Here is a 25,195-nt window from a genome sequence, read left to right on the forward strand (position 1 = left end):
AAAAGCCTTGCAAACAAAGAAAACCAAACGGAGAGAAATCCCGCGGCTGACTTCATATTTTCCTGAGGAATACACTGTGTGCCATGCCGGCAACCACACAACCTAAAAGTGCGAAACTCCACCACAACCAACCCAAAGAGCGAATATGGAAAAAACATTTGATATCAAAGAAGAATTAAAAAAACTCCCGGATGCCCCGGGAGTTTATATTATGCATGACAAGGATGATGTAATCATATATATCGGCAAAGCCAAAAGCCTGACGAAGCGAGTACATCAGTACTTTCAGGCGAGCCACAATGAGGGCATCAAGAAAAAACAGATGGTAGAGCATATAGATCATTTTGAGTATATAGTCACCGACTCTGAACTTGAGGCCCTTGTTTTGGAGTGCAATCTGATAAAGGAGCACACACCAAAGTATAATACTATGCTTCGTGATGACAAGACATATCCGTACATCAAGGTGACACTGGGAGAGGACTATCCGAGGGTGCTGTTTTCGCGCCAGATGAAAAAGGACAAATCCCGTTACTTTGGTCCGTATACGAGTGCCTCTGCGGTGAAAAGCTCGATAGATTTGATAAACAAAATCTATAAGCTTCGCACCTGCAACCGCAGGCTGCCGCGTGATATAGGAGCAGACCGGCCGTGCCTCAACTATCATATACACCAGTGCAATGCACCATGCCAGGGGTATGTAACGAAGGAAGAGTATGCCATATCTGTAAAGGGCGCGATAGATTTCTTAAACGGCGACTATGAGCAGACAATAAAGGCTCTTAGCGATAAAATGCTAAAGGCTTCAGAGAGCATGGAGTTTGAAAAAGCGGCTGAATACAGGGATCTGATAAACAGTGTGAAACAGGTAGCACAGAAGCAGAAGATAACAAATGCCGACGGCGAGGATAAGGATATCATAGCACTGGCAAATGACGATACTGATGCAGTGGTGCAGGTATTTTTCATAAGAAACGGAAAGCTGATAGGCAGAGATCATTTCCATGTGAGGGTCGGAAGCGAGGAGGCTGCGGATGATGTGTTAAATAACTTTGTGAAGCAGTTTTATTCAGGAACACCTTTTATACCGCGCGAGGTCATGCTGCAGAGTGAGATAGAGGATATGGCTGTTTTGGAGCAGTGGCTCAGTGAAAAGCGAGGCAGGCGTGTAAATATAAAGGTGCCGCAGAAGGGCATGAAGGAAAAGCTTGTTGAGCTTGCCTACAAGAACGCACTCTTAGTGCTCAGCCAGGATAAGGAGCGGATAAAGAGAGAAGAGGGGCGCACAATAGGAGCTGTAAAGGAAATCGAGGGACTTTTGGGCTTACATGGATTAAACCGTATGGAGGCCTATGATATTTCCAATATCAACGGCTTTGAGACTGTCGGCTCCATGATAGTGTATGAGAAGGGCAAGCCTAAAAAGAGCGATTACAGAAAGTTTAAGCTTCGCACAGTTACAGGACCTGATGATTATGCGTCAATGCACGAGGTGCTCACACGCCGCTTTACACATGGCATGGAAGAACAGAAGCAGCTTGAAAAAGATGGCTCTCCACAGGAAATAGGCAGCTTCAACCGTTTTCCGGATATTATAATGATGGATGGTGGAAGAGGTCAGGTAAATATATGCCTTCAGGTGCTTTCCGAGCTGGGACTCGACATACCTGTGTGTGGTATGGTGAAGGATGATTTTCACCGCACAAGAGGTCTTTATTACAACAATGTGGAGATACCTATCGACCGCCACGGCGAAGGCTTCAAGCTCATCACGAGAATACAGGATGAGGCACACCGCTTTGCAATAGAGTTTCATAGGTCACTGCGCTCAAAAAGTCAGGTACATTCGGTGCTTGATGATATTGAAGGCATAGGGCCGGCACGCAGAAAGGCGCTCATGCGCCGCTACCAGTCGCTAGAGAAGATAAAGGAAGCAGATGTCGAAGACCTTATGCAGACAGAGACCATGAACGAAAAAGCAGCACAGGCAGTGTATGCATTTTTCCACTCTGCCACGTAGATTTTGAAGCTAATCTGTGGTATACTAAAAAACAAATATACATCAAGGGGGACCGCGAATGGATGCATTACACTCAGTATCAGTTGCAAAGGTAGCAGAATTGCTCGATCTCAACAATCTCACAAAAGAGATGAACCTAAAGGAGAGGGCGATAGAGTGCTCGGACGTCAACAGACCGGCGCTTCAGCTCTCAGGATATTTTGATCATTTTGAGGAGAGACGAATACAGATTATCGGAAATGTAGAGTATACCTATATAGAGAAGATGAGCGACAGCGAGAAAAAAGAGCGCTATAGCCGCTTCATGGAGTTTGATATACCATGTATCATCTTCTGCAGAGATTTACAGCCGGATGAGATATTTATGGAAGAGGCCAGAGAGCACGGTATTCCGGTGCTGTCAACAGGTCGTTCCACATCAAGCTTTATGGCTGAGCTCATCTATTGTCTTGGTGAGCAGCTCGCACCATGCATCACAGTGCACGGCGTGCTGGTAGATGTATACGGCGAGGGAGTAATGATCACAGGCGAGAGCGGTATCGGAAAGAGTGAGGCTGCACTCGAGCTCATCAGACGAGGACATCGTCTTGTGACGGATGATGTGGTGGAAATCAGAAAGATCAACGAGCATACGCTCATGGGTACTTCGCCTGAGATTACCAGACACTTTATAGAGCTTCGTGGCATCGGAATCATCGATGTCAAGACACTTTACGGAGTAGAGTGTGTAAAGGAAAAACAGCAGATAGACCTCGTAATCAAGCTCGAGGACTGGAAGAAGGAGGCAGATTACGACAGACTCGGCCTCGAGGAAGAATATGCCGAGTATCTCGGCAACAAAGTAGTGTGTCATTCACTGCCAATCAGACCGGGACGTAATCTGGCAGTCATCGTAGAGACAGCAGCAGTCAATCACAGACAAAAAAAGATGGGCTACAATGCAGCTCAGGAGCTGTATCGCCGCGTCCAGGCAAATCTTACAAAAAATTCGGAGGTATAATAAATCATGGCAATAGAAAAGAAAAACGCCTGGGAGAAATATCCCCAGGGACCTGAAAGAGAAAAATTATTTGCATTTGCAGAGGATTACAGAAGGTTTATATCCGGCTGCAAGACAGAGCGCGAGTGCACGGCATCAGTTTATGCTGACGCCACAGGACACGGCTTTGTAGACCTTGATGAGCTCATCGAGACAGGAAAGAGCGTAAAGGCAGGAGATAAAATCATAGCAAACAATATGGGAAAGGGACTGGCGCTGTTTATCGTGGGCAGTAAGCCTCTTGAGAAGGGTATGAATATCCTCGGAGCTCATATTGATTCACCTAGAATGGACTTAAAGCAGGTGCCTTTATACGAGGACACAGACATGGCACTTTTAGACACACATTATTATGGCGGTATCAAGAAATACCAGTGGGTCACACTGCCGCTTGCACTTCACGGAGTCATCTGTAAAAAGGATGGCAGCACAGTGACAGTCAATATCGGAGACAAGCCAAATGATCCTGTAGTGGGTGTGAGCGATCTGCTTATTCACCTGTCAGGCGAGCAGATGGGCAAGAAGGCCTCAGAGGTCATAAAGGGCGAGAGCCTTGATGTGCTGATCGGAAGCATACCGGGACCAGAAAAGGACGAGGACGACAAGGATATCAAGGAGAGAGTAAAGGCCAATATCCTCACAATACTTTCACAGGAGTACGGTGTGGACGAGGATGATTTCCTTTCAGCAGAGATAGAGGTGGTACCTGCCGGAGAGGCAAGAGACTACGGACTTGACAGAAGTATGATCATGGGTTACGGCCATGACGACAGAGTGTGCGCATATCCTTCATACAGAGCTATGCTTGAAATAGATGGCGCACCGGAATATACAAGTGTATGCCTGCTCGTGGACAAAGAGGAAATCGGCTCAGTGGGAGCCAGCGGCATGCAGTCACGCTTTTTTGAAAACTGTGTGGCAGAGGTGATGAACCTGGCAGGAGACTACAGCGAGCTTGCAGTCAGACGTGCACTGAAAAACTCAAAGGTACTCTCATCAGACGTATCAGCAGCCTTTGACCCGAATTATCCATCGGTTATGGAAAAGAAGAACTCGGCATACTTTGGAAAGGGCCTTGTATTCAACAAATATACAGGCGCCAGAGGCAAATCAGGCTCAAACGATGCCAACGCAGAGTATGTTGCAAGGCTTAGAAATATCATGGATACAGCAGATGTTTCATTCCAGACAGCAGAGCTTGGAAAGGTAGACGAGGGAGGCGGCGGAACAATCGCATATATCCTCGCAAACTATGACATGAATGTTATTGACAGCGGTGTGCCGGTGCTCAACATGCATGCGCCATGGGAAATCATCAGCAAGGTCGATTTATATGAGGCATTCAGAGGCTACATTGCATTTTTGAAGGAAGCATAGGCTAAAGGAATATAAGATGAATCAGACATTTGTAAAAAGTGTAACAGAACAATTGCCGCAGCTTGGTCTCCTGCAGGATGAGCCGATGAAAAAACACACGACCTTCCGCATAGGAGGCCCGGCAGATTACTATGCAGAGCCTGATATGAGCCGGATTTCAAAGCTTATAGAGATGGCTAAGGCATGTGATATGCCGGTTACAGTGATAGGAAACGGAAGCAATCTGCTGGTAGGAGATAAGGGCATTAGAGGCCTTGTAATTGGTATTGGAAAAGGCCTGTCCGAAATCGAGGTGACAGAAGCTGTGGCGCAGGATTTCACAGCACAAGACAACTGTCATATCATCACAGCGGGCGCCGGGGCTATCCTTGCGGCAGTGGCGGCAAAGGCAGCGGAGGCATCGCTTTCAGGTCTTGAGTTTGCATCGGGCATCCCGGGAAGTGTTGGCGGAGCGGTAGTCATGAACGCAGGAGCCTACGGCGGAGAGATAAAGGATGTCCTAATCGATGCCACAGTGCTTACAGCAGATGGCGAGCTAAAGACTGTCACAAGGGATGAGCTTGACTTATCCTACAGGCACAGTATAGTCCCGGAAAAGGGCTATATAGTGCTGTCAGCCAGATTCAGGCTCACACCAAAGCCAAAGGATGAGATAAAGTCATATATGGCAGAGCTTCGCGCAAAGAGAGTGGAGAAGCAGCCGCTTGAGTACCCAAGTGCAGGCAGCACCTTTAAGAGACCGGAGGGCTATTTTGCAGGGAAGCTTATCATGGATGCAGGTCTTCGAGGCTACAGCGTGGGAGATGCACAGGTGTCGGAGAAGCACTGCGGCTTTGTAGTCAATAAGGGCGAAGCCGCTGCAGCGGATGTCCTGACACTCATAAAAGACGTGCAGGAAACAGTTTTAAAGCAGTTTGGAGTAAAGCTCGAACCGGAAGTTAAGATGATTGGAGAATTCTAGTGAAATTTGTAATAGTGACGGGCATGTCAGGTGCCGGAAAAAGCACAGCAATGAAAATGATGGAGGATATGGGATATTTCTGTATAGACAATCTGCCTATACAGCTATTAGATAAGCTCATAGACCTTTCAAACACCTTCCACAGTGATGTGTCCAAGGTGGCAGTCGGCATAGATGTGCGAAACGGCTCAGGAATTGATGCGATTCCACAGACACTCGAGCAGCTAAGGCAGAAAAATTTTCCGTATGAGATACTTTTCCTCGATGCTGAGGATGAGGTGCTTGTAAAGCGATACAAGGAGACGAGGCGAAACCATCCTCTCGCAGGCAGTGAGCGCATCAATAAGGGAATCGTGCTTGAGAGGGAAAAGCTGCAGTATTTAAAGGACAATGCTGACTATATCATAGACACAAGCCAGCTTCTCACAAGGGAGCTTAAAATTGAGCTGGAAAAGATATTTGTGCAGAATGAGGATTACAAAAATCTGTTTATCACGATACTGTCCTTCGGCTTCAAGTATGGTATACCGTCAGACTCTGATATAGTCATGGATGTGAGGTTTCTGCCAAATCCCTACTATGTGGACGGACTACGCGCGAAAACCGGCAATGATAAGGAGATACAGGACTATGTCATGCAGTTTCCGGAGGCAAATGAGTTTATCGACAAGCTTGATGATATGATAAAGTTTCTCATTCCAAACTATATCTCTGAGGGCAAGAACCAGCTTGTTATATCTATAGGCTGCACCGGAGGCAAGCACCGCTCGGTAACGCTTGCAAACGAGCTGTACAAGAGGCTTAGCGGCTGTAATGACTATGGACTTAAGATAGAGCATCGCGACATAGGAAAGGATGCATTGAGAGGTAAATAACATGTCGTTTTCCAGTGATGTAAAGGAAGAGCTGGCAAAGCAGGTATCAAAGAGCAGGCACTGTCAGCTTGCTGAGCTTGCAGGCATCATAGAGCTTTCGGGCCGTATCAATGAAAAAACAAAGGGACTTGAGCTCGACACCGAAAACCTGCTGCTTTTAAATAAATATGCCACACTTATGAAGCGTGCCTTTGGCACAGATACCACAAAGGCGCTGGATGAGCAGGATACCGGAAAAATACTTGCAGCGCTTAAAATCACGGCACAGCCTGTCAACAGACAGACCGCAGACGGACTGCTTCTTATGCAGACATGCTGCAAGAGAGCCTTTATCAGGGGAGCTTTCATGGCAGCAGGCTCGATAAGCGACCCCAACAAAGCGTACCATTTTGAGATAGTGTGTCATACGAAAGAGCAGGCAAAGCAGCTTCAGGAGCTCTTGTGCGGCTTTGATACGGATGCCAAGATAGTAGAGCGCAAGGGGCACTATGTAGTGTACATAAAGGAGGGCGCCCACATCGTGGACAGTCTCAACATCATGGAGGCATATGTGTCACTTATGAAGCTGGAAAATGTGCGCATATTAAAGGAAATGCGCAACAGTGTAAACCGTAAAGTAAACTGCGAAACCGCAAACATCAGCAAGACTGTGAATGCGGCAGTAAAGCAGATAGAGGATATCAGACTGATACAGAAAATGAGAGGACTCGATGATTTACCGGCGCAGCTTCGGGAGATGGCGCTGCTTCGGCTTGAATATCCGGATGCACCGCTAAAGGAGCTCGGAGGATATCTGGATCCGCCAATGGGTAAATCGGGAGTCAACCACAGGCTTAGAAAATTATCGGCGATTGCGGAGGAACTGAGATAGATGAAGAAAAAGCTTTTATTTGTATTTAATCCCAAATCAGGCAAGGGACTCATAAAGGAGCACCTGGTAAATATCGTGGACATCATGACAAAGGCCGGATACAAAATCACCATTTATCCTACACAGTGTCAGGGGGATGCCATAAAAAAGGTTAGGAAAAATGCTGAGAAGTATGACCTTGTAGTGTGCAGCGGCGGAGACGGCACACTCGACGAGGTAGTGACCGGCATGGAGCAAAGCGAGGTAAATGTACCGATAGGATACATCCCTGCGGGCAGCACCAATGACTTTGCAAACTCTCTCGGCATACCCAAAAATATGGAGGAGGCCGCAAGAGTTGCCGTAAACGGTACTCCATTCCCGTGTGATGTGGGAGGCTTCAACGGAGATACCTTTGTATATGTCGCAGCCTTTGGCCTTTTTACAGAGGTATCCTACCAGACCTCGCAGCAGATGAAAAATATACTGGGACATGCCGCATATATTTTAGAGGGTGCAAAGCACCTGATGGATATCACCTCGTACAGGATGAAGGTGAGCCATGACGGTGAGATAATAGAGGATGAGTTTATATATGGAATGGTGACCAACTCCCTTTCGGTAGGAGGCTTCAAGGGCATATCAGGTCCTGACGTACTGCTTGATGACGGCCTTTTTGAGGTGACACTCATCAAGAATCCAAAAAACCCAATCGAGCTCAACAAGATACTTGCGGGACTGGCAAACCGTGAAAATGACAATGAGCTCATCTACTCCTTCAAGACCAGAGAGCTGCATGTGGAGAGTGAGGAGGAGGTACCGTGGACACTCGACGGAGAGTTTGGCGGCAGCCACACGGATCTGACCATCACTAATCTGAACAAACAGATTACCATTATGTGCTGATAAATACAAAATCGGGCATAAAATAGTAATAGTACACAATTTTTTGTCTGATTGTGTTAAAAATTTAACTTTATTTTTATAAGGTTATGTAATATAATAACATTAGCTTTTAATTAACAGGAGGAAAAAATATGTTAGTATCTGCAACAGAAATGCTTAAGAAAGCAAAAGAAGGACATTACGCAGTAGGTCAGTTCAACATCAACAACCTTGAGTGGACAAAATCAGTACTTTTAACAGCAGAGGAGCTTAAGAGCCCTGTAATCCTTGGTGTATCTGAGGGTGCCGGAAAGTACATGACAGGCTTCGGTACAGTAGCAGCAATGGTTAAGGCTATGCATGACGAGCTCGGTATCACAGTACCTGTAGCACTTCACCTTGATCACGGCACATACGAAGGATGCTACAAGTGCATCAAGGCCGGCTTCACATCAATCATGTTCGACGGATCTCATTATCCAATCGATGAGAACGTTGCAAAGACAAAAGAGTTAGTAGCAGTTGCTCATGCAATGGGCATGTCTATCGAGGCTGAAGTTGGTTCAATCGGTGGCGAGGAAGACGGAGTTGTTGGAATGGGCGAGTGCGCTGATCCTGACGAGTGCAAGAGAGTTGCTGATCTTGGTGTAGATATGCTTGCAGCAGGAATCGGAAACATCCACGGAAAATATCCTGCAAACTGGCAGGGACTCAGCTTTGAGACTCTTGATGCTATCCAGCAGAAGACTGGTGTTATGCCATTAGTACTTCACGGTGGTACAGGAATCCCAGCTGACATGATCAAGAAAGCAATCGACCTTGGAGTATCTAAGATCAACGTTAACACAGAGTGCCAGCTTTCATTCGCAGATGCAACACGTAAATACATCGAGGCCGGAAAGGATCTTGAGGGCAAGGGATTTGACCCTCGTAAGCTTCTTGCTCCAGGTGCTGAGGCAATCAAGGCAACAGTTAAGGAGAAGATGGAGCTTTTCGGATCAGTTGGAAAGGCTGAATAATATTATTGCAATTTAGTATTTTTGCACATACTACTTTACAAAATATTTATATCTTGTAGTAAAATTTTATAAAACTTAACTTTTTTAACATAAACACTTGATTTTTGATACTCAAAGGAGTATCTTAATTTCAGAAATAATGTTAAGCGAAATGAACGAGGGCGTTCCACCATAGATGGAGTGCCCTCTTTTTTAATAAACTAAGAAGTCCGGCATAAAACAAGAATATTCGAGTTTATATGTTGTGCAGCTGTTTAAACATTATTTGAAAATAACAATTCACTCAAGGGGATTGATGAACAGAAAGGATGTAAGATATGAGCGAACAGGAATATTTCAACGTAGCAGACATCTTTGGAGAGAACGTATTTAACGATGCAGTTATGCAGGAGCGTCTTCCAAAGAAGGTTTACAAGAAGCTCCATGAGGTTATGGACGAAGGAAAGGAGCTTGATCTCGAGACTGCTGATGTTATCGCACACGAGATGAAGGAATGGGCCATTGAGAAGGGTGCAACACACTATACACATTGGTTCCAGCCACTTACAGGCGTTACTGCTGAGAAGCATGATTCATTTATCACTTCTCCAATGCCAAACGGAAAAGTACTTATGAGCTTTTCAGGAAAAGAGTTAATAAAGGGTGAGCCGGATGCTTCATCTTTCCCATCAGGTGGTCTTCGTGCTACATTTGAGGCAAGAGGATATACAGCCTGGGATTGTACATCACCTGCATTTGTCAGACAGGATGCAGCAGGCGCAACACTTTGCATTCCAACAGCCTTCTGTTCATACACAGGCGAGGCTCTTGATCAGAAGACACCTCTTCTTAGATCAATGGAAGCAATCAATGATCAGGCACTGAGACTTCTTAGATTATTCGGAAATACAACATCAAAGAAGGTTACACCTTCTGTCGGACCTGAGCAGGAATACTTCATCGTAGACCGTGAGAAGTATTTACAGAGAAAGGATCTCATCTTCACAGGACGTACACTTTTCGGAGCTATGCCTCCAAAGGGACAGGAGATGGATGATCATTATTTCGGAGCTATCCGTGAGAGAATCGCAGCTTACATGAGAGATGTAAACAAGGAGCTCTGGAAGCTTGGTGTTTCAGCCAAGACACAGCACAACGAGGTAGCACCTGCACAGCACGAGCTTGCACCTATCTATGCTGAGTGCAACGTAGCTGTTGACCACAACCAGCTTATCATGGAGACACTCAAGAAGGTGGCAGGCCGTCACGGACTCCAGTGCTTACTTCATGAGAAGCCATTCGCAGGAGTTAACGGTTCAGGAAAGCATGACAACTGGTCAATCACAACAGATGATGGTATCAACATGCTTGAGCCTGGCAAGACACCACATGACAATGTACAGTTCTTACTTGTACTCACATGTATGTTAAAGGCAATCGACGAGCATGCAGCACTTCTTCGTGCGGCAGCAGCAGATGTAGGAAACGATCACAGACTTGGAGCCAACGAGGCACCACCTGCAATCCTTTCTATTTATCTTGGAGACCAGCTCGGAGACGTATTGAACCAGCTTATCGCAACAGGTACAGCTACACACAGCTTAAAGGGTGAGAAGCTTGAGACAGGTGTTAAGACAATTCCTGATTTCATGAAGGATGCTACAGACCGTAACCGTACATCACCATTCGCATTCACAGGAAACAAGTTCGAGTTCCGTATGGTTGGTTCACAGGATTCTGTTGCACAGGCCAACATCGTGCTTAACACAATCGTTGCTGAGGCATTCTCAGACGCTTGTGATATACTTGAGAAGGCAGACAACTTTGACCTCGCTGTACATGATCTCATCAAGGATTACGCAGTAGAGCACCAGAGAATCGTATTCAACGGAAACGGATACTCAGATGAGTGGGTAGCTGAGGCAGAGAGACGTGGACTTCCAAACATCAAGTCTATGGTAGATGCAATTCCTGCATACGTTGCTCCTGAGTCAGTTGCAGCATTCGAGAAGTTCGGTGTATTTACAAAGACAGAGCTTGAGAGCCGTGCCGAGATCGAGTATGAGACATATGCAAAGACTATTAATATAGAAGCAAAGGCTATGATTGATATTGCCGGAAAGCAGATTATTCCTGCAGTTATCAAATATATTACATCACTTGCACAGTCAGTTAACTCAGTTAAGAGTGCAGTTGCTGATGCAGATGTATCTGTTCAGTCAGAGCTTCTTACAGAGAGCTCAGCTCTTCTCTCAGATGCACAGGTTGCACTTGCAAAGCTTAAGGATGAGACAGCAAAGGCCGGTGCTATGGAAGAGGGCAGAGAGCAGGCTGTTTACTACAGAGATGTTGTAAAGACTGCTATGGATGCTCTTCGTACTCCGGTTGATGAGCTTGAGATGATTGTCGACAAAGAGATGTGGCCAATGCCATCATACGGCGATTTAATTTTCGAGGTTTAATCCTTGTAGTTTAAGGCCCAAAGCTTACGGAAAGCTGTTTAGAGCGGCATATATGATTTAATTTAACATAATAATAAAATGGAGACATTTTGCTGAACCACGAAGCTGTGGAAATTGGTGAAGTGTCTCTATTTTTTTATAAATTTTATTTTCGATAAAATGAAAAAATGAAAGAAGAAACAGGAAAGAGAGGACATTACTATGACAGAAGAGATTAGTGGAGTAATTTTCGGAGTCTGGTTCCTTATTGGAGCAGCATTGGTTTTCTGGATGCAGGCAGGTTTTGCTATGGTAGAAGCAGGTTTTACCAGAGCAAAGAATACCGGTAACATCCTTATGAAAAACCTCATGGATTTCTGTATTGGTACAGTTGTATTCATACTGATTGGTTTTTCACTTTTATTAGGTGAAGATGTTCTTGGTTTCATCGGTAAACCGGGATTTGACATCTTTACATCTTACAAAGATTTTGACTGGTCAAACTTTGTATTCAACCTGGTTTTCTGTGCGACAACAGCAACTATCGTATCAGGAGCTATGGCTGAGAGAACAAAATTTATTTCCTACTGTGTTTATTCAGGAGTTATTTCAGCACTTATTTATCCAATCGAGGCTCACTGGATCTGGGGTGGTGGCTGGCTTTCACAGATTGGCTTCCATGATTTCGCAGGTTCATGTGCCATCCACATGGTTGGTGGTATCAGTGCTCTTGTAGGAGCTGCAATTCTTGGACCTCGTATCGGAAAGTTTACAAAGGATAAAAACGGAAAGATTACAAAAGTAAACGCTATTCCGGGACATAACATCACAATCGGTGCACTCGGTGTATTCATTCTCTGGCTTGGCTGGTATGGATTCAACGGTGCAGCAGCAAAATCAGTAGAGCAGCTTGGTTCTATCTTTGTAACAACAACAATCGCACCTGCACTTGCAACAGTAGTATGTATGATTTTCACATGGCTCAAATATGGCAAGCCTGATGTGTCAATGTGTCTGAATGCTTCACTTGCAGGACTTGTAGCTATCACAGCAGGCTGTGATGTAACAGATGCACTTGGTGCTATCATTATCGGTTCCGTAGCAGGACTTCTCGTCTGCTTCGGTGTATGGTTCCTTGACAATGTACTTCGTGTTGATGACCCTGTAGGTGCTGTCGCAGTACATATGATGAATGGTATCTGGGGAACAATCGCTGTTGGTCTTTTTGCCACAAACAGTGCTCCGGGATATTCAATTGCTGATTCAAAGGGTAACGAGCTCGTAGGACTTTTCTACGGCGGTGGATTTAAGCTTTTAGGACTCCAGCTCACAGGATTTGTTTCTGTTGCAGCATGGACAGTAGTTACTATTACAATCGTATTCCTTGTTATCAAGGCTACACTGGGACTTAGAGTTTCAGAGGAAGAGGAAATCATCGGACTTGACCCAACAGAGCATGGTCTTCCATCAGCATACGCAGGATTTGCTATCATGGATGTATCAGGTGATGTTATGGATGTCAATGAAAATACAGACCTTGGTTCTTCTGAGTATGCAACAGCTTCTCAGGCAAAGAAGGATGCAGCAGTGCCTGTTGTAAATGCAACAACACCGGCTTCAGCAAGCGGTATCCACAAGGTTGTTATTATTTCAAAGCTTACAAAGTACGACAAGCTTCGTAAGGCTATGAATGACTTAGGTGTAACAGGAATGACAGTGACACAGGTTATGGGCTGTGGTATCCAGAAGGGTGCCGGCGAGAAATACCGTGGAGCTGAGCTTGATGCGACATTACTTCCAAAGGTTAAGGTTGAGGTAATCGTTGGCAAGATTCCGGTAGAAAAGGTTATTGAGACTGCTAAGAAGACTCTCTACACCGGACATATCGGAGATGGTAAGATCTTCGTTTACGACGTGGCACAGGTTGTCAAGGTTCGTACAGGCGAGGAAGGAATTGAGGCATTACAGGATGTAGAGTAATGCAAATTATTATCTAATCCCCTTAGCATATATACATCAACAAAAACCCCCGAGGATATGATCCTTGGGGGTTTTGCTTTAGATAATTAAGTTGTGAATCGTAATGGTTAACGATGAGTGTTACCGGATGAACCGGAGCTGCCGGTATCAGTACCACCTGAACCTGAGCCACCGGTACCGGAAGCACCGGCTCCAGAGCCGCTTGAACCGGAACCGCCAGTGCCAGTACCGGAGCTACCAGTACCAGCACCTGAGCTAGCACCGGTACCAGTTTCAGCCCCACCTGTCTGTGCTCCAGCCGCAGTGCCATCAGTACTGCCCGGTGTAGTACCGGAATTGGTAGGATCCGTGGTGGTTGGTGAGCTGTTAATCAGCGATGTTGCATCATGTAATGTACATACGGTATTCATGAACGTATCATCTGCCATGAATTCATATTCAGGGCTGCCTGATACAGCGCCTGTTATAAATACCTTTGATGTTTTATTCGGACAATATGGACCGGCAATGGCTCCCGAATCGGCACAAATCTCAAGTGCAACATGATGGTCGCAGCTGTCTGTCGGCACAGTGTCCGTATCAAAATATTCAGTTGTCAGCATTGATCCTCGAGGATCATTGTCACATGTTCCCTCTAAAGGAACAAGCCCTGATTTGCTGCATACCGTGGTATTTGTTATACCATCCGGCTGTACAAAGTCTTTGGTTTCTAGTCCTTCATGGATTCTGCTCATGGCATTCCTCCATATATTCTTAGGGTAGGATGTGAGCTTGCCGGACTGTTTTGAGTTGTCATCATAGCCGCCCCATACGACACATGTGTAGTATGGTGTGTAGCCTGCCCACAGGCAGTCGCGGTTGCTGGTTGTGGTACCGGATTTACCCGCCTGGGCTATCTGGCTGTCAAAGCGCGCCAGCTTTCCGGTTCCCTGTGTCAGAACATCCTTCATGGCATCTGTAAGAAGCCATGCCGTAGTATCCTTGATTACAGTACGTGTGTCCTGTGTAGTGGTCTTGTCAAGTAATACATTGCCATCGTGGTCAAGAACCTGAGTGTAGAACTTTGGCTCTAAGTATACTCCGCCGTTGGCTATAGTAGCATATGCACCTGTGAGCTCAAGGTTTGTGACACCCTTTGTCAGTCCGCCGAGTGCCAGTGACAGGTTTTTGTCGGAATCGGTGAGAGTTGAAATACCGAAATCCTCCGCATATTTGTAACCGAGATCAACCCCGATATCCTGTAAGGTTTTGACTGTTACAATATTGATGGACTTTGTTATTGCCCATCGGATGGAGGTAAAGCCTCCGAAAGATTTGTCATAGTTGTTAAAGGTTTTTGAACCTACTGTAAACGGTGCATCATCCTGCACGGATGCAAGTGTTTTGCCGCCTGCATCAAGAGCAGCAGCATAGCAGCCGATTATCTTGAAGGTAGAGCCGGGCTGTCTGCATGTATCTGTGGCTCTGTTCCATGTTCTGTTGCCGGATTTGTCACCGCGACCGCCTACCAGTGCCTTTACTTCACCGGTGCTCTGGTCGATGACTGTCATGGCAACCTGCGGCTCCAGCGTGATATTGACAGCTTCAGAACCCTCCACAATTGAATCGCCCTCCTCAAGTACATCCTGCTCGTACTGTGCAATAGCTGCATTGCATTCATCAGGGCTTGAGTAGTTGATGCTGAAATCATCATTGTTGGTTTTCTTCTTATAAAAAGAGAGCATGGTCTGGTTTGTGTAGGTCTTGTACGAACCGTCTGCCTTTTTTACTTCGAAGGAAAGCTGGAACGAATACTTTGCATCGGACGGATAGTTGGATGGATTGTTTGCCTCCTCGTCACATATAGTCTGCATTGTAAGGTCCTGGGTCGATTTGATAGTCAGTCCGCCCTTGTAAATCAGCTTGTAGGCTTCTGTCTCAGAGTAACCGGCGGCTGTGAGATCGTCGAACACGTTGTCGATGAGAGCATCAATAAAGTATGTGTTCACAGAGCCTGAGCCTGTGGTGTTGTACTCAGCAATTCTTGAGTAGACATCATCGGCCATGGCCTCATCATATTGCGCCTTGGAGATATAGCCCTGATCCTTCATGTTATTTAACACCTTTTCACGTCTCTTGGCATTTTTGTCAGGGTGTGTGATAGGGTTGTAGCCGGATGGATTCTGAGTGATACCTGCGATGACAGATGCTTCGGAAAGCGTGAGCTCTGAGACATCCTTGTTAAAGTACTTCTTGGATGCGGCCTGCACACCGAGGGTATTTGCTCCCAGATTGACCGAATTCATGTAGTTTTCAAGAATCCAGTCCTTGTCGTTTACCTGCTTTTCGAGCTCAAGGGCAAGGTACTGCTCCTGAATCTTTCTCTGAAGCTTTTCTACAAAGGAAGTTTCGCTTGTCCAGCTGGTCAGTACGTTGTTCTTGATGAGCTGCTGTGTTATTGTGCTGGCTCCCTCACTGAATCTGCCCTTTGACAGACCGGAGATAAAGGCTCTTCCGATACCATGCAGGTCGATGCCGTTGTGGTCGTAAAAGCGTTCATCCTCGATTGCAACAAAAGCATGCTGCAAATCCAGCGGAATCTCATCGATGGTGACATACTGCCTGTTTGCCCCCTGACCTACGAGTGTGGCGGTTTCTTCTCCGTTTGCCGCCAGAACGGTAGTTGAGTAGCCGGTAGGAGTGACATCGATCTTTGATATGTCAGGTGCGGAATCAATGATTCCCTTCATGACACCGATTCCTGAACTGATGCCGGCTGCGCCTGCTACAATTACTACAACCAGAAGAATCTTTAGAACAATGAGCTTGAACTTGTTTTTGACCTTAGAGCTCTTATTGTCATATTTCCGGAGCAGCTGCATTGTAGCTTTTTTGCCGTAATTCATATATAGGCCTCCTTGTCATTATAAAGATTTGTAATCTTGTTTGTATATACTGTGATTAGAAAATAAACAGTATACATTATTATATCAAATATAGCATTTAAATGCAATTTACAGATTGGTTTTCATATTATATAATACAGGTAACAATTATAAAGTGTCTTTAAGATGCATGAGTGTAATCAGGCAATATCAGGATGGAAAGAATATCATATGTCAGAGAATACTATAAGCCTGTACGTGTACAAGGGCGGACAGGGTGAGATAACAGAGAAGAAATCGAGGTTTATAGCAACCGTAAGGCCGGTAGAGTCTGAGGATGAGGCTGTAAGCTTCATCAATGAGACGAAAAAGAAATACTGGGATGCAAGGCACAACTGCAGTGCCTTTGTTATAGGAAAGAGACAGGAGCTGACCAGATGCTCGGATGACGGGGAGCCTGCAGGCACCGCAGGCCGTCCTATGCTTGATGTGCTCCTTAAGGAAAATATCCACAATGCCGCTGTTGTAGTAACGAGGTACTTCGGTGGGGTGCTGCTTGGCACAGGCGGACTGGTGCGTGCGTATCAGCAAGCCACAAAGGCGGGGCTTTCGGCAAGTGAGATAATAGAGAAGAAGGAGGGTGCAGTACTGTTTATCAGGACGGACTATACCGGAATCGGAAGACTTCAGTATCTGTTTGCACAGGAGAAGATTACGGTGATGGACACAGCGTATGAGGCGGATGTGCTCGTAAAAGCCGTTATCCCGGAAAATGATAAAAAACGCATAGAGAAAACAATCATAGAGCAGACAAACGGCACGGCAAAGCTTGAGTGGGGTGATGAGGTGACATTTGCTGAATATGATGGCGAGGTGTTGCTGTTTAAAAATTAGCCGGTGCTCACATTTTAGCAGGACAAGCAGAATTTATATTCAATTACATTCAATTAAAATAAAAAAATACTTGACACTATATGACCACATGTGTATAATATCATTTGTTGAGACAACACATTGGCCCATCGCCAAATGGTAAGGCAACGGACTCTGACTCCGTCATTTCAAGGTTCGAATCCTTGTGGGCCAGCTAAAGGGAACTTCGATAGAAGTTCCCTTTTTTTCTTGTGTAATAATGCGATTTGTTATAAAATAAAAACGTATATGACTTAAATAGTTATAGAAGGATGGTGTAATATGAACAAGAATTTTTTGAGAATTATTAATCTTATAGAAGAACTCGGCTCTGAAAAAAAGACACCAATTACTATACAGCAATACCAGGATATCATTAATAAAAGCTCAAATCTTTGGATGTCCAATGGTGTGGATGAAGCGTTTAGATTTATCAGAAGTTACTTCAATTTTATAGACTAGAGGAATTAGATATGGCTTTTTCATTTGACAGCAGAATACGTTACAGCGAGGTGGATTCGTCATGCAGACTGAGCCTTACGGGGCTTACCAATTATTTTCAGGACTGTAGTGTGTTTCACTCACAGTCACATGATGTGGGAATCAGATTTCTTGCGGACAATCATATAGCATGGGTGCTTTCATCATGGCAGATATGCATAAACAGGCTTCCACTGCTTAATGAACAGGTAAAGATATCCACATGGGCATATGGTATGAAGGCGTTTTACGGTTACAGAAATTTCACACTTGAAGATGCAGGCGGCAGCACACTGGCATATGCCAATTCTGTCTGGGTGCTTGTTGATACACGAACCGGCAGACCGGTGAAGGTGCCTCAGGAGTTTGCGGATACATACGGTCTTGAGCCGCAGCTTGAGATGGAGTGTGCAAAGCGCAAGCTTCATATTCCTGATGATATGGAGAAAAAGGGTGAGATTGTGGTTCCTCAGTTTTTTATAGACAGCAACCATCATATGAACAATGAGAAGTATGTTATGCTGGCGCAGCAGCTTCTGCCGAATGATTTTGAAATATCTGAGCTTCGTGTGGAGTACAGAAAAGAAGCAAAGCTTGGTGATACAGTTATATCATACGTGAAGTACACATCAAAGAGTGTGACAGTGGTGCTTGCGGATACGGATAAAAAACCGTATTCGGTGGTGGAGTTTTTGAGTAAGCCGGTACCGGGAAAATAATTATAATTCCATTATTTAACAACGATACAGTTTTGATACAGAAAGGACGGAAAAACATGAGATTAGGAGAATATCAGGAGCTTGTATGTGTAAAGAAGGTTGATTTTGGCATATATCTGTCAACATCTTCGGCTTCGGAGGAAAGGGTACTGCTTCCGGCAAAGCAGATTCCGGATGGAGTAAAGCAGGGGGATAAGCTTAAGGTCTTTGTATACAAGGACTCTAACGACAGACTTATTGCTACGACAAACGAGCCAAAGCTGACACTTGGAGGTTTATCAGTGCTTACTGTCAAGGAGGTGACTAAAATAGGGGCGTTCCTTGACTGGGGGCTTGAAAAGGACCTGTTTCTTCCTTACAAGGAGATGGTCAGAAAGGTCAGCGCCGGAGATGAGATACTTGTTACATTATACATAGATAAAAGCCAGAGGCTTTGCGCTACCACAAAGGGTATTTACCATATGCTGAGCACCGATTCGCCATACAAAAAGGACGATATGGTTTCAGGCCGAGTGTATGATTTTAGCGACAATTTCGGTACATTTATCGCTGTGGATGACAAATATTCAGCCAAGATACCGGTTTTTGAGAATGCCGCTTATCTGAAGCTTGGAGATGTGATAGAGGCAAAGGTCACTGATGTCAAGGCGGATGGCAAGCTGGACCTGACAATGAGGGAAAAGGCATATATTCAGATGGATTCCGACTCTGAAAAGATCCTTGAGCTGCTTGATTCATACGCAGGTGTGCTTCCGTTTTCGGAAAAGGCAAGCCCGGAGGTAATCAAGAGAGAAACAGGACTTAGCAAAAATGCATTCAAGCGTGCAGTTGGTCATTTATATAAGGAAAGAAAGATTGATCTCACAGATGGCAAAATCCGTCTTAAGAAATAACAGTCTTTTTAATAAATTTTAACAGGAAAGAAGGACAATAACATGAAAAACGTTATCAATACAGACAAGGCACCGGCAGCAATAGGACCATATTCACAGGCTATCGAGGTAAATGGTATGGTATATACTTCCGGAGTGATACCGGTAGTTCCGGAGACCGGTGAGATTCCTGAGGGCTCACAGGCACAGGCAAAGCAGGCATTTACAAATCTGTCACATCTGCTTGAGGCAGCAGGAACAAGCATGGATAATGTGGTAAAGACTACAGTTTTCATCAAGGAGATGAATGACTTCGGTGCAATAAATGAGGTATATGCCACATTTTTTAACGGAGCATACCCTGCAAGAAGCTGTGTTGAGGTTGCAAGGCTTCCAAAGGATGTAATGCTTGAGGTTGAGGCTATTGCTGTAAAATAAAATTATTACATAAGTATTTCATGCGACATAAGTCCTATTCGTTGGAAAAAATCAAGATTTTCTTAAGAATTCACTAAGAAAACGTTGACATATATATGTTGCTTTGTTATAATGACAAAGTAATATTTGTAACAAATTCGTAATAACTGTTACAAATTCATACAACGGAGGGTAAAATGAAAGTAAATTATGTGAAACTCACAGCCGGGGTACTTACAGGTTTTATGGCTCTGTCCTCAGTGCCATATGCAGTATATGCGGCTGGACCTACTGCAGGAGTAGCTAGTTATACATCAGATATTGTTAGTACATCAAACACTCTTACAGCCGGTGTTACATCTATGTTGACAGATGTAATGTTAAAAGGTGATGAGACATCAGAGACTGCAACAGATGTTGCGACAACAGATGCTGAGCCGGTTAAATCAGCATATGCTGATACAGCAGTTGCACAGGTTAGCGACAGCGTTAATATACGTGCGAGTGCAGATGAAAACAGCGAGTCTCTTGGAAAGCTCTATAACAATGGAATTGGAACAGTACTTGAGACAACCGATAACGGATGGTACAAAATCCAGTCCGGTTCAGTAACAGGATATGTAAAAGGTGATTATGTTGTAGTTGGTGACGATGCACTCGTACAGAGCGCAGGCCGTCGCGTGGCAACAGTCAATACTGAGACACTCAAGGTCAGAACAACAGCATCTACTGATGCAGAAGTACTTGGTCTCGTGTCCGGAGAGGATGATCTCACAGTTGTGGATGAGTCAACAGACGGATGGGTAGGTGTATCTACAGCAGACGGTACCGGATATGTATCTACAGATTATGTGACACTCGATACAGAGTTCACTTATGCTGAGTCTAAGGAAGAGGAAGCAGCAAGACTTGCCAAGGAAGAGGCAGAGCGTAAGGCGGCTGAGGAAGCAGCCAGAAAGGCTGAAGAGAAAGCTAGAAAGGCTGAGGAAGCAAAAGCAGCCAAGGCAGCAGCAAAGAAGTCATCTAAGTCTTCAAGCAAATCATCAAGCAGTTCTTCATCAGAGAAGAGCTATAGCGCACCAAGTGGTTCAAACGGACAGGCTGTTGTTAATTATGCATCACAGTTCGTTGGCAATCCTTATGTTTACGGTGGCTCAAGTCTTACAAACGGAACAGATTGTTCAGGATTTGTAATGTCAGTTTATGCACAGTTTGGCATCAGCTTACCACACAGCTCATCAGCAATGAGAAGCGTTGGATACGGTGTGAGCACAAGCGATATGCAGCCTGGAGATATCATCTGCTATAGCGGACATGTTGCTATCTACTGTGGTGGAAACACTATTGTACATGCAAGCAACCCATCAGACGGTATCAAATATACATCACCGGCTAACTACAAATCAATCATTGCAGTTAGAAGAATTTTCTAATAAATTCATGCCGGATAGGTAAATATGAATCTATAAAGACCTTCATCTCATCGAGATGGAGGTCTTTTTTACATAGAGAAATTTTATTTTTGTTTATGATATTTGAAATAAGTGGCTTGTATGATATACATATATGTTTAAAAACGGGACTAATTTAAACAGAATGGAAAACTGGGCTGTCAAGCGTAATTTTTATCACATATATCAAAATAGCAACATGCACAAAAAAGTGGATATGCTAAACCCGGTAAATTCGGATTGGGGATAAATGTGGATAACTATCAACAAAAGTAAACCTCAAAGTGCCCTAAAAATGAGTTATGCACGGAGTTATGCACATTATCCACATTTTTGAATGTGAGCAAAAGAACAACTGTTTTGTAAAGTTCTGATAAAGTTGCACTAAATTAGTAATATTTCGGAAATAATATTGACATTTTAATTGTAAATAATATGATTAAAATGCTTTATAATTGTCGGACAACTTGAAAAGTGTTGATTATGTAAGTTAATTTTGTTATACTTCAAATTATGATTAAAAAGATAGATATTGCAGGGCTACAACTTGATAACTATACAGTACGCGAGATGATCATGAGAGTCGACAGGCGTATTTCAGAGAAGATACTCACTACAATAGAGGAAGTGAATATGGATACGCTGGCATTGGCGGAGTCTGATGAAGAAGTGAAGCAGTCACTGGAGGCGTGCGATTATACTGTCATTGCGGATGAAGGCATACTAAGGGCGGTATCGGCAGATACTTTGCAACGTCGGCATGAGATAGAAGATCATGACTTCTTTTATGAGCTTTTTAAGAGGCTTGAGAGAAATGATAAAAAAATCTTTGTGATTGCAGAGTCGCAGAAAGCTGTTGATGAGGCTGAGGAATTTCTGCTTGGATTATTTGACAGAGCGCGAATATCTGGCAAGGGTGTTCTTGATGACTCACCGGGATGCAGCGAAAATCTTGTCAATGAAATTAACATCGTTTCACCTGATGCGATTGCATCATTTCTTCCGTCTCCGTCACAGGAGAAGTTCCTTTTACACAACAGGGAAAAGCTGTTGATGAACCTCTGGTACGGAATCGGAAATAATAAGTTCATGGGGAAAAAGCATGGATTTATTGGAAAAATAAGAAAAATGCTTGATGTGAAGCGCCTTACGCATCTTATCAACACCTATGAACATAGACAAAACAGTTCAATATAGTTAATTCTTATAACAATAAAAGAAAAAATAAGAGGAAATGTGTAAAAATTGTACATTTACCTCTTTATTTTTTTGTGCGAATGTATTAAAATAATAGCAAGTATTTATGCAATTAGTTATAAAGTGACTGTGAGGGCAATGTACAGTTACAAAAAAGGGGAGAAGGAGAACGATTTATGATTTCCAATCAGATACTTCAAAATACAATTGATGGCCTTAAAGGAATTACGAGAACCGATCTTTGTGTGATAGATGTTGAGGGCAAGATTCTTGCAGCTACGTTTCCGAACGCAGAGGCGTTTATAGAGCCGGCACAGGCCTTTGTTGCATCACCGGCAGACAGTCAGGTGATTAATGGATGCCAGTTTTTCAAAGTCTTTGATGATCACCAGCTGGAATATGTGCTTTTAGCTTATGGTGACAGCGAGGATGTCTACATGATAGGCAAGATTGCAAGCTTCCAGATTCAGAATCTTCTGGTTGCGTACAAGGAGCGATTTGACAAGGATAATTTTATAAAGAATCTGCTTTTGGATAATCTCCTTCTGGTTGATATATACAATCGCGCGAAGAAGCTTCATATTGATATTGAAGTGCGACGGGTAGTATTTATTGTTGAGACAAACAGGGAGAAGGACGGCAACGAGCTTGAGAAGATCAGAAGTCTTTTCGGCGGCAAATCAAAGGATTTTGTTACAGCTGTTGACGAGAAGAATATAATAGTAGTGAAGGAACTGGCAGAAAACGAGACCTATGATGATCTCAGAAAGACAGCCGAGGTGATTTTGAATCTGTTCAGATCCGAAGCGGATGGGGTACATATTGCATATGGTACTGTTATCAATGAGTTGAAAGAGGTGTCGCGCTCATATAAGGAGGCCAGGATGGCTCTCGATGTCGGAAAAATCTTTTTCGAGGAGAGGAATATTATAGCATATTCCCAGCTTGGAATAGGTCGTCTGATATATCAGCTCCCGATTCCTCTATGCAAGATGTTTATCAAAGAGATATTTGATGGCAAATCCCCTGACGATTTTGATGAAGAAATATTATCTACTATAAATAAGTTCTTTGAGAATAGCCTGAATGTATCTGAGACTTCAAGACAGCTCTACATTCACAGAAATACTCTTGTATATAGATTGGACAAGCTTCAGAAAAGTACAGGGCTCGACCTTAGAGTGTTCGAGGATGCCATCACATTTAAGATTGCCCTTATGGTAGTCAAATATATGAAATATATGGAATCAATGGACTATTAAGGAGAAAGTAATGATTAAACTTGAACATGTCAGTAAGGCATATTCTGCAGGTATACCTGCTCTCAATGATGTCAATCTCGAGATTGATGATGGAGAGTTTGTTTTCGTATGCGGAGATAGCGGATCCGGCAAATCCACTTTGATTAAGCTTCTTTTAAAGGAGCTTGATCCTACAGACGGAACGATTACTGTTGACGGAAGGAATCTGACGCGCATTCGCCACAAGCAGATTCCTAAATACAGAAGAAATGTTGGAGTCGTTTTCCAGGACTTCAGATTATTAAAGGATAGAAATGTTTATGAAAATGTAGCTTTTGCACTCAAGGTTATCGGTGCATCCACAGCTGTTATTAAGAAAAAGGTGCCACAGATGCTTTCTATGGTAGGGCTTGCTGCAAAGTACAAGTCAAAGCCGAGAGAGCTTTCGGGAGGAGAGCAGCAGAGAGTAGCTATTGCAAGAGCTCTTGTCAATGAGCCGAGCATGCTGCTTGCTGACGAGCCGACGGGTAATCTGGACAATAACAATGCGTGGGAGATTATGAAACTGCTTGAGGAAATCAACGAGAAAGGCACAACTGTTATCGTTGTAACTCACAATCTTGAGATTGTTAAGGTTATGAAAAAACGTGTTATCACTATAAAGAAAGGTCTTATTGTATCTGACAGCAAGGATGGTGATAGTGATGAGGATTAATACGTTTTTTTATTCAATCAAGCAGGGATTTAAGAATATATTCAGAAACAAGATGTTTTCACTGGCATCCATAGCGACAATGGCAGCCTGTATTTTTATGTTTGGTCTGTTTTATATAGTTGTGACTAACTTCTCAAGCATGGTTAAGACAGCTGAGGAGGGTGTTGCTGTCACAGTGTTCTTTAATGAGGGCACTACAGAGGATGTAATAAAAGCGGACAAGGCTCAGATAGAAAAGAGGGCTGAGGTTGGCAAGGTGGATTATCAGTCAGCGGCCGATGCATGGAGTGATTACCAGAAGGAGTATTTTGAGGGCTACGATGAAGCTGCAGCTTCCTTTGGTGATGATAACCCTCTCAGTAATTCAGCAAATCTGCAGGTTTATTTGAATGATGTCTCTATGCAGCAGACTCTTGTAAACTATATAAAGGGGCTGGAGGGCGTCAGAAAGGTAAACCAGTCGCAGGATGTGGCCAATACACTGACCGATTTAAATAAGCTTATCAGCTATGTATCGGGAGGTATCATTCTGATTCTTCTGTGTGTTGCGATTTTCCTTATAAGCAACACAGTTACTACGGGTATTGCGGTCAGACGAGAGGAAATAGCTATCATGAAGCTTATTGGAGCAACTGATTTTCTGGTCAGGTCTCCGTTTGTGGTAGAAGGTATTCTCATTGGACTGATAGGATCAGCGATTCCTCTGGGATTGCTCAGTGTCATGTATGGAAAGATTTGTGCATATATTGCTAATAAGTTTAGCTTTATAGGAAATATGATGACATTTATCCCGACAAAGGAGATTTTCTCTACACTTGTACCGGTAGCGCTTATACTGGGCGTTGGAATTGGCTTTTTGGGAAGCCGATTCACAATTCGGAAACATTTAAGAGTATAATAA

At 44.0% G+C, this 25,195-nt stretch carries 20 protein-coding genes and 1 tRNA gene; 20 read left to right on the forward strand and 1 reads right to left on the reverse strand.

Annotation, left to right across the window (positions count from 1 at the left end):
* The first annotated feature begins 145 nt into the window (after positions 1-145).
* The 10 genes from uvrC (at position 146) to EUBREC_RS03145 (ending at position 13,426) form a co-directional block, all read left to right on the forward strand.
* Positions 146-2,020, forward strand: coding sequence for an excinuclease ABC subunit UvrC (gene uvrC, locus EUBREC_RS03100; RefSeq protein WP_012741596.1), 1,875 nt, complete (start codon positions 146-148; stop codon positions 2,018-2,020).
* Between the two features lie 58 nt (positions 2,021-2,078).
* Positions 2,079-3,020: an HPr(Ser) kinase/phosphatase gene (gene hprK, locus EUBREC_RS03105; protein WP_012741597.1), complete on the forward strand. Its 942-nt coding sequence runs from the start codon at positions 2,079-2,081 to the stop codon at positions 3,018-3,020.
* Positions 3,021-3,026: 6 nt separating this feature from the next.
* A complete protein-coding gene (locus EUBREC_RS03110; RefSeq protein ID WP_012741598.1) occupies positions 3,027-4,436 on the forward strand; it encodes an aminopeptidase in 1,410 nt (469 codons plus the stop codon).
* 16 nt (positions 4,437-4,452) lie between these two features.
* Entirely contained in the window at positions 4,453-5,397 is a 945-nt protein-coding gene (murB, locus tag EUBREC_RS03115) for a UDP-N-acetylmuramate dehydrogenase (protein WP_012741599.1), read from the forward strand.
* Positions 5,397-6,272, forward strand: a complete 876-nt coding sequence (gene rapZ / locus EUBREC_RS03120; RefSeq protein ID WP_012741600.1) for an RNase adapter RapZ — start codon at positions 5,397-5,399, stop codon at positions 6,270-6,272. The genes murB and rapZ overlap by 1 nt, the downstream gene beginning before the upstream one ends.
* A 1-nt stretch (position 6,273) precedes the next feature.
* A complete protein-coding gene (gene whiA, locus EUBREC_RS03125) occupies positions 6,274-7,143 on the forward strand; it encodes a DNA-binding protein WhiA (RefSeq protein ID WP_012741601.1) in 870 nt (289 codons plus the stop codon).
* On the forward strand, positions 7,144-8,028 hold the full coding sequence (locus EUBREC_RS03130) for a diacylglycerol/lipid kinase family protein (RefSeq protein WP_012741602.1): 885 nt from the start codon (positions 7,144-7,146) through the stop codon (positions 8,026-8,028).
* 131 nt (positions 8,029-8,159) lie between these two features.
* Positions 8,160-9,026 (forward strand): class II fructose-1,6-bisphosphate aldolase, encoded by an 867-nt coding sequence (gene fba / locus EUBREC_RS03135; protein WP_012741603.1) that lies wholly within the window; start codon positions 8,160-8,162, stop codon positions 9,024-9,026.
* Positions 9,027-9,343: 317 nt separating this feature from the next.
* On the forward strand, positions 9,344-11,467 hold the full coding sequence (locus EUBREC_RS03140) for a glutamine synthetase III family protein (protein ID WP_012741604.1): 2,124 nt from the start codon (positions 9,344-9,346) through the stop codon (positions 11,465-11,467).
* Positions 11,468-11,668: 201 nt separating this feature from the next.
* Positions 11,669-13,426: an ammonium transporter gene (locus EUBREC_RS03145; protein ID WP_012741605.1), complete on the forward strand. Its 1,758-nt coding sequence runs from the start codon at positions 11,669-11,671 to the stop codon at positions 13,424-13,426.
* Positions 13,427-13,533: 107 nt separating this feature from the next.
* Here the strand turns inward: EUBREC_RS03145 and EUBREC_RS03150 are convergent, their stop codons facing one another.
* A complete protein-coding gene (locus EUBREC_RS03150) occupies positions 13,534-16,311 on the reverse strand; it encodes a transglycosylase domain-containing protein (protein WP_012741606.1) in 2,778 nt (925 codons plus the stop codon).
* Between the two features lie 210 nt (positions 16,312-16,521).
* Here EUBREC_RS03150 and EUBREC_RS03155 point away from each other — a divergent pair, with 210 nt between their 5' ends.
* From EUBREC_RS03155 to ftsX, 10 genes are all read left to right on the forward strand, one after another.
* Positions 16,522-17,184: a YigZ family protein gene (locus tag EUBREC_RS03155; protein ID WP_022293923.1), complete on the forward strand. Its 663-nt coding sequence runs from the start codon at positions 16,522-16,524 to the stop codon at positions 17,182-17,184.
* A gap of 121 nt (positions 17,185-17,305) precedes the next feature.
* Positions 17,306-17,377 (forward strand) — tRNA-Gln (locus EUBREC_RS03160).
* Between the two features lie 298 nt (positions 17,378-17,675).
* Positions 17,676-18,401, forward strand: a complete 726-nt coding sequence (locus EUBREC_RS03170) for an acyl-[acyl-carrier-protein] thioesterase (protein ID WP_041253874.1) — start codon at positions 17,676-17,678, stop codon at positions 18,399-18,401.
* Positions 18,402-18,457: 56 nt separating this feature from the next.
* Positions 18,458-19,294 carry a CvfB family protein gene (locus EUBREC_RS03175; RefSeq protein WP_012741610.1) on the forward strand — a complete coding sequence of 279 codons (837 nt, stop codon included), beginning with the start codon at positions 18,458-18,460 and terminating at the stop codon, positions 19,292-19,294.
* Between the two features lie 42 nt (positions 19,295-19,336).
* On the forward strand, positions 19,337-19,711 hold the full coding sequence (locus EUBREC_RS03180) for a RidA family protein (RefSeq protein ID WP_012741611.1): 375 nt from the start codon (positions 19,337-19,339) through the stop codon (positions 19,709-19,711).
* 176 nt (positions 19,712-19,887) lie between these two features.
* A complete protein-coding gene (locus EUBREC_RS03185) occupies positions 19,888-21,123 on the forward strand; it encodes a C40 family peptidase (protein ID WP_012741612.1) in 1,236 nt (411 codons plus the stop codon).
* 594 nt (positions 21,124-21,717) lie between these two features.
* The gene (locus tag EUBREC_RS03190) at positions 21,718-22,338 is read left to right on the forward strand and encodes a WecB/TagA/CpsF family glycosyltransferase (RefSeq protein WP_041254453.1); all 621 of its coding nucleotides are present in this window, start codon (positions 21,718-21,720) and stop codon (positions 22,336-22,338) included.
* Positions 22,339-22,514: 176 nt separating this feature from the next.
* Positions 22,515-23,600 (forward strand): PucR family transcriptional regulator, encoded by a 1,086-nt coding sequence (locus EUBREC_RS03195; protein ID WP_012741615.1) that lies wholly within the window; start codon positions 22,515-22,517, stop codon positions 23,598-23,600.
* 10 nt (positions 23,601-23,610) lie between these two features.
* A complete protein-coding gene (ftsE, locus tag EUBREC_RS03200) occupies positions 23,611-24,294 on the forward strand; it encodes a cell division ATP-binding protein FtsE (RefSeq protein WP_012741616.1) in 684 nt (227 codons plus the stop codon).
* A complete protein-coding gene (gene ftsX / locus EUBREC_RS03205; RefSeq protein ID WP_012741617.1) occupies positions 24,284-25,192 on the forward strand; it encodes a permease-like cell division protein FtsX in 909 nt (302 codons plus the stop codon). The genes ftsE and ftsX overlap by 11 nt, the downstream gene beginning before the upstream one ends.
* Positions 25,193-25,195 lie beyond the last annotated feature (3 nt).

Source organism: Agathobacter rectalis ATCC 33656 (assembly GCF_000020605.1).
GTDB classification, from domain to species: domain Bacteria; phylum Bacillota; class Clostridia; order Lachnospirales; family Lachnospiraceae; genus Roseburia; species Roseburia rectalis.

What these genes read in the sequence shown, in the direction of transcription:
- EUBREC_RS03170 (WP_041253874.1), top strand. Translation starts at nt 17,676, where the DNA reads ATGGCTTTTTCATTTGACAGCAGAATACGTTACAGCGAGGTGGATTCG.
- EUBREC_RS03145 (WP_012741605.1), top strand. Translation starts at nt 11,669, where the DNA reads ATGACAGAAGAGATTAGTGGAGTAATTTTCGGAGTCTGGTTCCTTATT.
- hprK (WP_012741597.1), top strand. Translation starts at nt 2,079, where the DNA reads ATGGATGCATTACACTCAGTATCAGTTGCAAAGGTAGCAGAATTGCTC.
- EUBREC_RS03195 (WP_012741615.1), top strand. Translation starts at nt 22,515, where the DNA reads ATGATTTCCAATCAGATACTTCAAAATACAATTGATGGCCTTAAAGGA.
- EUBREC_RS03185 (WP_012741612.1), top strand. Translation starts at nt 19,888, where the DNA reads ATGAAAGTAAATTATGTGAAACTCACAGCCGGGGTACTTACAGGTTTT.
- EUBREC_RS03140 (WP_012741604.1), top strand. Translation starts at nt 9,344, where the DNA reads ATGAGCGAACAGGAATATTTCAACGTAGCAGACATCTTTGGAGAGAAC.
- EUBREC_RS03180 (WP_012741611.1), top strand. Translation starts at nt 19,337, where the DNA reads ATGAAAAACGTTATCAATACAGACAAGGCACCGGCAGCAATAGGACCA.
- uvrC (WP_012741596.1), top strand. Translation starts at nt 146, where the DNA reads ATGGAAAAAACATTTGATATCAAAGAAGAATTAAAAAAACTCCCGGAT.
- EUBREC_RS03110 (WP_012741598.1), top strand. Translation starts at nt 3,027, where the DNA reads ATGGCAATAGAAAAGAAAAACGCCTGGGAGAAATATCCCCAGGGACCT.
- EUBREC_RS03155 (WP_022293923.1), top strand. Translation starts at nt 16,522, where the DNA reads ATGTCAGAGAATACTATAAGCCTGTACGTGTACAAGGGCGGACAGGGT.
- EUBREC_RS03175 (WP_012741610.1), top strand. Translation starts at nt 18,458, where the DNA reads ATGAGATTAGGAGAATATCAGGAGCTTGTATGTGTAAAGAAGGTTGAT.
- EUBREC_RS03190 (WP_041254453.1), top strand. Translation starts at nt 21,718, where the DNA reads ATGAGAGTCGACAGGCGTATTTCAGAGAAGATACTCACTACAATAGAG.
- ftsX (WP_012741617.1), top strand. Translation starts at nt 24,284, where the DNA reads ATGAGGATTAATACGTTTTTTTATTCAATCAAGCAGGGATTTAAGAAT.
- fba (WP_012741603.1), top strand. Translation starts at nt 8,160, where the DNA reads ATGTTAGTATCTGCAACAGAAATGCTTAAGAAAGCAAAAGAAGGACAT.
- EUBREC_RS03150 (WP_012741606.1), bottom strand. Translation starts at nt 16,311, where the DNA reads ATGAATTACGGCAAAAAAGCTACAATGCAGCTGCTCCGGAAATATGAC.
- EUBREC_RS03130 (WP_012741602.1), top strand. Translation starts at nt 7,144, where the DNA reads ATGAAGAAAAAGCTTTTATTTGTATTTAATCCCAAATCAGGCAAGGGA.
- murB (WP_012741599.1), top strand. Translation starts at nt 4,453, where the DNA reads ATGAATCAGACATTTGTAAAAAGTGTAACAGAACAATTGCCGCAGCTT.
- whiA (WP_012741601.1), top strand. Translation starts at nt 6,274, where the DNA reads ATGTCGTTTTCCAGTGATGTAAAGGAAGAGCTGGCAAAGCAGGTATCA.
- ftsE (WP_012741616.1), top strand. Translation starts at nt 23,611, where the DNA reads ATGATTAAACTTGAACATGTCAGTAAGGCATATTCTGCAGGTATACCT.